Origin of the sequence: Paenibacillus amylolyticus (assembly GCF_001570725.1) — a bacterium.
Classification (GTDB): domain Bacteria; phylum Bacillota; class Bacilli; order Paenibacillales; family Paenibacillaceae; genus Paenibacillus; species Paenibacillus amylolyticus_A.
In genome coordinates this window covers 110,060-118,298 of the sequence record NZ_BCNV01000008.1, presented here as the reverse complement: position 1 = coordinate 118,298, position 8,239 = coordinate 110,060, and the positions used below count along the sequence as shown (strand labels likewise).

At 43.9% G+C, this 8,239-nt stretch carries 9 protein-coding genes and 1 rRNA gene; 9 read left to right on the top strand and 1 reads right to left on the bottom strand.

The annotated features are described in order from the left end of the window. Nucleotides 1–127: 127 nt before the first annotated feature. A 5S ribosomal RNA gene (gene rrf, locus PAHA3_RS26515) occupies nucleotides 128–244 on the top strand. 262 nt (nucleotides 245–506) lie between these two features. Next, nucleotides 507–860, top strand: a complete 354-nt coding sequence (locus PAHA3_RS26510; protein WP_062837667.1) for a FlxA-like family protein — start codon at nucleotides 507–509, stop codon at nucleotides 858–860. Between the two features lie 162 nt (nucleotides 861–1,022). Here PAHA3_RS26510 and PAHA3_RS26505 read toward each other — a convergent pair whose 3' ends face one another. After that, on the bottom strand, nucleotides 1,023–2,378 hold the full coding sequence (locus PAHA3_RS26505; RefSeq protein ID WP_062837666.1) for an MATE family efflux transporter: 1,356 nt from the start codon (nucleotides 2,376–2,378) through the stop codon (nucleotides 1,023–1,025). A 162-nt stretch (nucleotides 2,379–2,540) separates the two neighbouring features. Here PAHA3_RS26505 and PAHA3_RS26500 point away from each other — a divergent pair, with 162 nt between their 5' ends. The 7 genes from PAHA3_RS26500 to PAHA3_RS26470 all read left to right on the top strand — a co-directional run bounded on the left by PAHA3_RS26500 (nucleotide 2,541) and on the right by PAHA3_RS26470 (nucleotide 8,126). Then, a complete protein-coding gene (locus PAHA3_RS26500; RefSeq protein WP_062837665.1) occupies nucleotides 2,541–3,275 on the top strand; it encodes a class I SAM-dependent methyltransferase in 735 nt (244 codons plus the stop codon). A 233-nt stretch (nucleotides 3,276–3,508) separates the two neighbouring features. Next, nucleotides 3,509–4,075: an RNA polymerase sigma factor gene (locus PAHA3_RS26495; protein WP_062837664.1), complete on the top strand. Its 567-nt coding sequence runs from the start codon at nucleotides 3,509–3,511 to the stop codon at nucleotides 4,073–4,075. Further along, nucleotides 4,072–5,349, top strand: coding sequence for a hypothetical protein (locus tag PAHA3_RS26490; protein WP_062837663.1), 1,278 nt, complete (start codon nucleotides 4,072–4,074; stop codon nucleotides 5,347–5,349). The genes PAHA3_RS26495 and PAHA3_RS26490 overlap by 4 nt, the downstream gene beginning before the upstream one ends. 59 nt (nucleotides 5,350–5,408) lie before the next feature. Then, entirely contained in the window at nucleotides 5,409–5,867 is a 459-nt protein-coding gene (locus PAHA3_RS26485; RefSeq protein WP_062837662.1) for a DUF523 domain-containing protein, read from the top strand. 224 nt (nucleotides 5,868–6,091) lie between these two features. Beyond that, nucleotides 6,092–6,610, top strand: coding sequence for a dimethylsulfonioproprionate lyase family protein (locus tag PAHA3_RS26480; RefSeq protein WP_167350954.1), 519 nt, complete (start codon nucleotides 6,092–6,094; stop codon nucleotides 6,608–6,610). A gap of 233 nt (nucleotides 6,611–6,843) precedes the next feature. Further along, complete coding sequence (locus PAHA3_RS26475) at nucleotides 6,844–7,521, top strand: NAD(P)H-dependent oxidoreductase (protein WP_062837660.1); 678 nt, start codon at nucleotides 6,844–6,846, stop codon at nucleotides 7,519–7,521. A 182-nt stretch (nucleotides 7,522–7,703) separates the two neighbouring features. Further along, the gene (locus tag PAHA3_RS26470; RefSeq protein ID WP_062837659.1) at nucleotides 7,704–8,126 is read left to right on the top strand and encodes a MarR family winged helix-turn-helix transcriptional regulator; all 423 of its coding nucleotides are present in this window, start codon (nucleotides 7,704–7,706) and stop codon (nucleotides 8,124–8,126) included. Nucleotides 8,127–8,239: the final 113 nt, after the last annotated feature.

Below are 8,239 nucleotides of genomic sequence, written 5' to 3'. Positions count from 1 at the left end.
TGCAGCAATGCATGGAGCTGACCAGTACTAATCGGTCGAGGGCTTATCCAAATATGCAAGTTATCATTCGCGTGTTTCGTTTCGAATCTAGTTTTCAGAGAACGATCTCTGAAATGTAAGCACCGCGTTTGGTGGCGATGGCGGAGGGGTTCCACACGTACCCATCCCGAACACGACCGTTAAGCCCTCTAGCGCCGATGGTACTTGGACCGCAGGGTCCTGGGAGAGTAGGACGCCGCCAAGCAATAGGAAGACACACTTGATGATATCGAGTGTGTCTTTTTTTGCGGATAATTAAACTAACTATATAGATAAGACAGCATCAATATTTCATTAATCTGAAGACTCTTAGAATTAAAATTGGACTATGGAGTAATGCTGATATACATACTTCAATACGATAAACTTCTGATTCTTAGCTCGTTCAGCAACCTTTCAGTTGAATTTAACGTACAACTCATTGGATTAGGGTATAGTGGAGCCAAGTAAAGAGGAGGAGAACCATAATGAATATATCTTCTGCAGCCAGTGCCACTACATCTTACATATCGACATCTTCGAGTACGGACAATTCAAGTAGCTTGGAGAAACAAAAGACGAAGCTTGAGGCTCAATTGGAGAAAGTGCAATCCAGCAAGGACGATGAGAAGACCAAGGAGACTAAGACCAAACAGCTTGAACAGCAGATCAAGCAGATTGAGGCACAGATTGCACAGCAAAGCTCTCAAGGAACCGGTACAACTGCTACGAAGGAGGCGCCACCTGCCCAACCAACATCCAATGGAATGGGCGTAGCTACCCCTAAGGAAATTGCGAACGCAACAATAGACAGCAATGGTCGTTTTGATATACGCATCTAATTACATCTAATTTAGGATAAAACAAAGCCCTGACCGATCTATATTGATCGTGCAGGGCTTTGTTTTATTTGTTTGTTAGATTAATTATGAGGGCTGAGGGCTACCTACATTCCATCTACGTTCCATTTATTTGCTATCTGTTGCCGTTGGTATCTGTGAGCGTTATTCAGACTGCAACGCGTTTATTCGATCCGTAAGGGATCGTTTTCTATAGTATACGGCTATGGTTGCGAGAACCAGCATTTCGGACAGTGGTACGGCAAGCCATACACCCGTGACACCAAAGAATGAAGGGAGGATTGCAATCAACGCAATCATGATGATCATTTCACGCGCAGCTGTAATCCAAATGGCCATTTTGGCATTACCTACAGATTGGAAATAGGTGCTCATGACAAAGTTAACACCCATAAATACATAGGCAAATGTAAATATCCGTAATCCGTAGACGGCATTATCTGTTACGCCGGTACTGAAGTTTCCAAAGATTTGCACGAAATAGGGTGCACCAATTTGAACAACAAGCAGTAACAGTAGACCACATGCCAAAGCCGTTTTGGTGGCTAAACGTATCGTTTGTTGTACCCGGTTCATCTGTTTCGCACCGTGATAATAGCTGATCAGAGGTTGAGCAGCAGATGCCAGACCCAGGAATGCTAACAGTACTACACCATGAATATAGTTCAACACGGTAAAGGATGCTACGCCATCCGTGCCCGCAATGCGGTCCATGGAGATATTGTGAGAGACAGAGAAGACCGACATGCCGAGTTCAGCCAGAAAGCTGGGGAAACCAATGAGCAGCAAGGAAGCCAGCAGTTTGTTGTTCCATTTGAATCGGGTGAACGTGAGATTATTTGTTTTTTTGAAAAAGTGAGTGAACAGGACAAGCAGCGCCAGAGATGCCGACACGATTGTACCTAGGGCAACACCGCGTACACCCCATTCGAGTACATAAAGTGTTATATAATTGATGATGATATTGGCTACAGCAAATGTAATCTGAGCATACATGGATGTGTTGGGATTCCCATCATTCCGTACAAAAACAGAGAGCGCATTCTCAATGGTGAAGACAAACCCGAACAACAACATGATATTCATATAGTCCGAAGCAAACGGGAAGGTCTCGGCATTAGCACCGAGGGAGAATACCAGCTTGTCTTTGAACGTAAATGCAGTATATCCAATGGCTATCGTGACTAGCATAATCAGCATAATGGATTTGGTGAAAATTTGTTTGGCTGATGTGATATCTTTTCTACCCATCGCGTTGGAGTACAGGGTTGCCCCGCCCATACCAATCCAAAGCGACATGGCAACAAAAAGCGTGTAGACAGGTGAGGCAATGCCGATCCCGGCCATCGCGGTAGAACCCAGTTTGTGTCCAACCATAATGCCGTCGATAATAAAATTAAAAGCAACTACCAGCATCCCCAATACGGAAGGCACGAGGTAGCTCATAAAAGCTTTACCTACAGTTTGCCCTTCCAATGGATGCGTCCAATTCGTATTCATAATGACCTCCGTTAGTAAACTGAATGTTCATTCTGTATTTATTAATACTGAACGTTCGTTCTGTATGATAACACGGCTTGATTTCGCTTGGCAACTTTTACGTTTAAATATCGTTTATGTGGTAGAGTAGGTGGATATTTATATGACGGGAGGAATCTCTTGATGAAACAAAATAAATACGATGAGTCTGAGTTTTTCCAAAACTATAGTAAGATGGCTCGTTCTGTTCAAGGGTTGGATGCAGCGGGAGAGTGGCATGAATTGCAGACCTTACTGCCTGATTTGAAGGACAAGCGTGTGTTGGATTTGGGATGTGGTTTTGGTTGGCACTGCCGGTATGCGCGAGAGCAACAAGCGAGTTCAGTGATCGGTGTAGATCTGTCTGAAAATATGCTTCAGCGTGCTCGTGAAATGACGGACGATCCACAGATCCAGTACAAGCAGCTGGCAATTGAAGATATTGATTTTGCACCAGGACAATTCGACGTTGTGATTAGTTCACTTGCTTTGCATTATATTGAACGGTTAGACACGGTGTACGCTAAGATCAATGATTGTCTCGTAGAAGGGGGCACATTTGTACTATCTTCCGAACATCCCATCTTCACCGCTTGCGCTGCGCAGGATTGGCATTACGGACCTGAAGGTGAAATCCTGCACTGGCCCGTGGATAATTACCAAGATGAAGGGAAGCGTGTGGCGAAATTTCTGAATCAGGATGTGGTTAAATATCATCGCACACTGGCAACACATCTCAATGAACTGATTAAGGCGGGGTTTGCTATTCAAAAGGTGGCTGAATCCAAACCATCGCTGGAGATGATCGAACAGGTTCCAGGCATGAGACACGAGAACCGGAGACCGATGTTTCTGATGATTGCTGCGGTTAAAGTATAACGATGAAAATGATACGTTAGACCAGAGGGCAGAAAGAAACTGTTGAAGTGGAGCGTTCGCCTAAAAGCTTTCTGATTGAGATTACTAGCTACGTAAATGCTTGAAGAAATCAGTGTGTTCAGCGATGTTGAACATGCTATTTTTTTTATTTTGCTACAATAATAAGAAATAATGTCCAAAATAGGGAACTAAACCACATTAAACTCAGTCATATTAAGTGAGGTGAACAACAGTTGGATTATCAATTTCTGGCACAGGCTCAGACGATCGACAATTACACACTTAGCAGCATGATGGATGACTACGGAAATGACGTGTGGAATTACGCTTATTTTCTGACCAAAAGTGCCGAACAGGCAGATGACTTGTTCATCCGAGCGTACTCGGGGATTGCCCAGTATCGGGGAGAGTGCTCACTGAAGACGTGGCTACTGACGATTACTAGAAACACCACTTTTACATATCGAAAATCCAGATTCTTTCGTAGCAGCTTATGGGGAGAGATACTACCCATTGAGACAGAGCGTGAGCTTTCGGGCCGGAGCGTAATGGTTCCATCTCAGTCTGCACATCCTTCGGCTGAGATGGAAGTGATGCGCAAGGAGCATGTCCATGAAATCTGGGATATTGTTCTGGCGTTGCCGAAGAAATTCCGGGAGATTCTTTTGCTGAATCTGAGGTATGAGCTCACGACGAGTGAGATTGCAGAGATGTTGAAAATCAGCTTAGGCACAGTAAAATCCAGACTATCGAGAGGTAAGGATAAGGTACGGAAACAATGGGAGGAGCGAAGCGAATGACACACGAGGATAAGCAGTGGGAAAAGGAAATCCGGAAGGGGCCGTTTGCGTCGTCTCCTTTTACAGAGGATCACAAGCGAAAGGTGCTTCAACAGGTGGAGTGGATGAAGAAGTCGGAAGTGGGAAGCAAGGGAGATTGGTCAGAAGGCAGTTCTGGGCCATCCAGGCCGTTTAGACCGCAAGTGAACAACGCGTCACACAAGCGTCGCTCTAAAAGACGGCCTCTTGTTGCTGGTACGGGTACGTTGGTTATTGCTGCTGGATTACTTCTATGGATCTGGGATGATGGACAGCTGGTGAAGCCCGTGATCGAGCAGGTCTATCCGACGGCAGTGTTACAGTTATCTGATGATCTAAGCACGAATCTGCTAACGGATAAGATGAAAAGGAATGTTGCAGTCACTATGCGAGACGATCTGGGTAAACAGCTGAAGATTACGAAAGTGGAAGACTTGCCTGTGTCCGGCAGAATATATGTAGAGGCTGGAAAAGAAAGTGAGAAGGAGTATGCGCAGATATGGCTTGATGCGGCAACAGGCAATCTGCGTGAAGTACAGATGAGAGGTGAGATGCTGGCGAGCGAGCTGGAGCACCGTTATCTGCGCCAAGTCCCATCGCTTTTGCAAAGTATAGGCAGCACTCCAACACTTAAACCTGTATCAGTTCAACGTTATGTAAGCATGAAGCAGGGGGAATTGGAGCCGATATCGCATACGACATTAACATTAGTGAATGAGAATAATTATGGAGAGATTGCATGGCAGCAGGAGCAAGCCGTATCCATTTCAGGTGATCTTAGTCCTGATCAGGTATCTCATTCAGTATTGGCAGATGCCGAGGATGCTGTTAAGGCAGTATTCGGTGAAACATCTCTAAAACTTAGGGGCGTAAGTCGTAGCAAAGATGATGAAATTGGGAGAGATATAATTAATCTTAGTTTCAATGATCATTACTTAGTTCAAATGACAGTAGCAGAAGATAATAAGGTTTACTCTATTATTGGGGAGAATTCTTATCGAAATGATTTTAGCAATTGGGATGAAGTAGAGGCTTACCATCAGAAGATTTATGATGTGAAGGAATCCCTCCTTAGGGACAAGGTAGGGCCGATGATTAAAGAAGTATTTAACATTAACCTCCAAGAATACAGTCTTCATAGGGAAGTTGACAATCCGGGAATGGCCACATTTGAACTAGAGTCGACGAAGGATGTTATACAGGTTCGTTACAATGAAGATGTAAAAATTACGATGATTACCAGAGGTGAGCTATAGGGCTTGATCTTATATGTTACAATTTACTTCATAGATGGAATGGGCATAAGGAGATAACGATGAAATATTTGGTGAGTTCATGTCTGGCGGGGGTAGCCTGCCGTTACAATGGAACAGCGAGCCTGGATGAGAAGATTCAGGAACTTGTGGAGCAGGAGCAGGCGAATATGGTGTGTCCGGAGTTGCTCGGTGGATTCTCCACACCCCGTGAACCAGCTGAGATCATCGGTGGTACGGGCAAAGACGTATTGGCAGGTACTGCGAAAGTGATCGAGAAAAGTGGCAAGGACGTCACAGAGCTGTATATCAAGGGAGCCTATCAGACATTGGAATGGGCTAAAAAATTGAATGTGTCTTGTGTTGTGTTGAAAGAGTTCAGTCCGTCCTGTGGTACGAAAACCATTTATGATGGAAACTTTACCAATCACAAGGTACAAGGTGAAGGTGTTACCTCCGCACTGCTTCGGCAAGAAGGATACACCGTTATTTCGGAAGAAGAATTCATGGAACAATTATAGGCGTGATTAGTATATCTTCACGATTATTTTATTGCCGAATTCATGGGGAACAGACAGAAAAAAATTAGAGTTGTTGTGTTTGGAGGTTGAATATTACCATGGAAGAATTGAACAGGCTTGTCGACGCATTCTTAAACCAATTATACAGACGTCTCGAATGTTGTGACACTAGTGATTCCGACGTACTCGACGAGATAAGCAGGATTTTACAGGTGTGGCCTGAGGTGCCGAGTTCTGGAAAACTTCCTCGCCCATCAGAATCCACTGTCACCAAATATCTGGATGCTGCTATAAAGCTTGGTCACACAGGCGCCGAATCAAGCCTGATTGCAGCGATCAGACCTTTGGCACCTTTCCTTGACTGGACCTTTGGTTATCCACCACATCCGCTGTATCCTAACCTAGAATCACAAGTAACTTTTACGCAATTTATCGGACCGGAGGATCTGGGAACGGCTGATCACTTGCTTATGGGCCTTACCTTATTAGCTCCAAAAACGTATTATCCACCACATGTGCATCCTGCAAATGAATTATACATCCCCCTTGGTGGTACAGGAATATGGACCAAAGGTAGCGAAGAGCCTTTACCAAGAGAACCTGGGTCTGTTATTCTGCATCCAAGTGGGGTCATCCATACAACTGAATCGAGGGAAGACCCCGTCTTAGCCCTCTACATCTGGCGAGGCGACCTTATAACGTCATCAAAATTCATAACGGACCAAGAAAAGTTAACTGAATAATAGGATACTCGTTGCAAGTGATTGGTGTTAATATCATTCGTGGATATTCACAGAAGGGGATTCCTAATGTGGCTATTTATGTTGTCAGAATACAATACTTACTTTTATAAACTAAGAAACAATATTGTGCGTACTTTTCATTTTTGGATATAGATTCTAAACTAATACTTAAGCAAATCAAAACTGGAGACTGATGCTTCAACATAAAAAATATAAAAAGGACGTGGAGTTTCATGGAAGATACAACACAGGCAAAGAAAAAGGAAGACATTTTGAAGGCATATCATTTCCGGCATGCAACAAAGGTATTTGATGATACTCGCAAAATCTCAGATGAGGATTTCCAATTTATATTGGAAACAGGCAGATTATCTCCAAGTTCCATTGGTCTTGAACCGTGGAAGTTTCTGATTGTACAAAATCCGGACCTGCGTAAACGTCTGTCCGAAGTCTCTTCCGGCGCTCAAAAGCAATTGGCGACAGCAAGCCATTTTGTTGTTATTTTGGCCCGGTCAGATGCTAGTTATAATTCTCCCTATGCGGAGTACATGCTGAAGGAAACAAAGGGAATGCCGGATGATGTATTTAAGTTAACAAGTGAGGCTTATGGAAAGTTTCAAAATAACCAGAGAATTCTGGACAATCCACGATCATTATTCGACTGGGCTTCCAAACAAACGTACATTGCACTCGGTAACATGATGACGGCGGCAGCTCAGATCGAGATTGATTCCTGCCCGATTGAAGGTTTCAGCCGTGAGAATGTCCATGGGCTGTTGGAAGAAGAGGGCTTGCTGGAGAATGGCGCATGGGACGTCTCGGTGATGGCAGCCTTCGGTTATCGTGCTGAGGAGCCCACGCGTGAGAAATCCCGACAATCTATTGAAAGAATTACTCAGTGGATTAACTGAATTCAACAAGAATTCAACATGAATCCAAAAATGATGATCTAAGATCTAACATTATAGAACAGCATTAAAGCAGGATCGAAACAGCCCGATATTTTCCTCATGCTTTACAGGTGGAAAGGGCTGTTTTTCTTATTAAAAAATAAGCACTTGAAAATACATAGATATCTATGTATAATGAGGTCATGCCAAAATACAACGCAATTGCATTAATTGCAAGAATCAGAGATCATGTCAACAAACGTATTGTTCACGAATTGGAACAGCATGAAGTGACAGGCATTGTACCTTCACATGGGGATGTATTAATGTTCTTGTACCGGGAAGAGACACTGTCGATCAAGATGCTGGCAGAACGTGTTCAACGTACGCAACCAACAGTAACTGTACTGGTCAACAAGCTGGAGAAGCTTGGATATGTTGAACGCAGCAAGAGTGCCGAAGATAGCCGAGTGACGATGATTCGCCTTACCGAACAGGGGAAGCAACTCGAACCGATATTCGATCAGGTGTCAGAACAGATTAATGACCTCATCTATAGTGGTCTGTCCGATGAACAGTCGGAGCAATTGGAGAGCTTGTTGTCCACCATTGTCCGAACATTATAGTGAATGAACTCTTCTGCCTGCAACCCTTCCTGATTTGAATGCGCTGGAGGCAGAGGAGCCCAAATATTTTTTTGTCCACATCCATAGATATCTATGGATATGGACCGTATTAG

Excerpts from the sequence above, each read along its gene's own strand:
- PAHA3_RS26505 (WP_062837666.1), bottom strand. The coding sequence starts at position 2,378 with ATGAATACGAATTGGACGCATCCATTGGAAGGGCAAACTGTAGGTAAA.
- PAHA3_RS26470 (WP_062837659.1), top strand. The coding sequence starts at position 7,704 with ATGCCAAAATACAACGCAATTGCATTAATTGCAAGAATCAGAGATCAT.
- PAHA3_RS26475 (WP_062837660.1), top strand. The coding sequence starts at position 6,844 with ATGGAAGATACAACACAGGCAAAGAAAAAGGAAGACATTTTGAAGGCA.
- PAHA3_RS26510 (WP_062837667.1), top strand. The coding sequence starts at position 507 with ATGAATATATCTTCTGCAGCCAGTGCCACTACATCTTACATATCGACA.
- PAHA3_RS26485 (WP_062837662.1), top strand. The coding sequence starts at position 5,409 with ATGAAATATTTGGTGAGTTCATGTCTGGCGGGGGTAGCCTGCCGTTAC.
- PAHA3_RS26500 (WP_062837665.1), top strand. The coding sequence starts at position 2,541 with ATGAAACAAAATAAATACGATGAGTCTGAGTTTTTCCAAAACTATAGT.
- PAHA3_RS26490 (WP_062837663.1), top strand. The coding sequence starts at position 4,072 with ATGACACACGAGGATAAGCAGTGGGAAAAGGAAATCCGGAAGGGGCCG.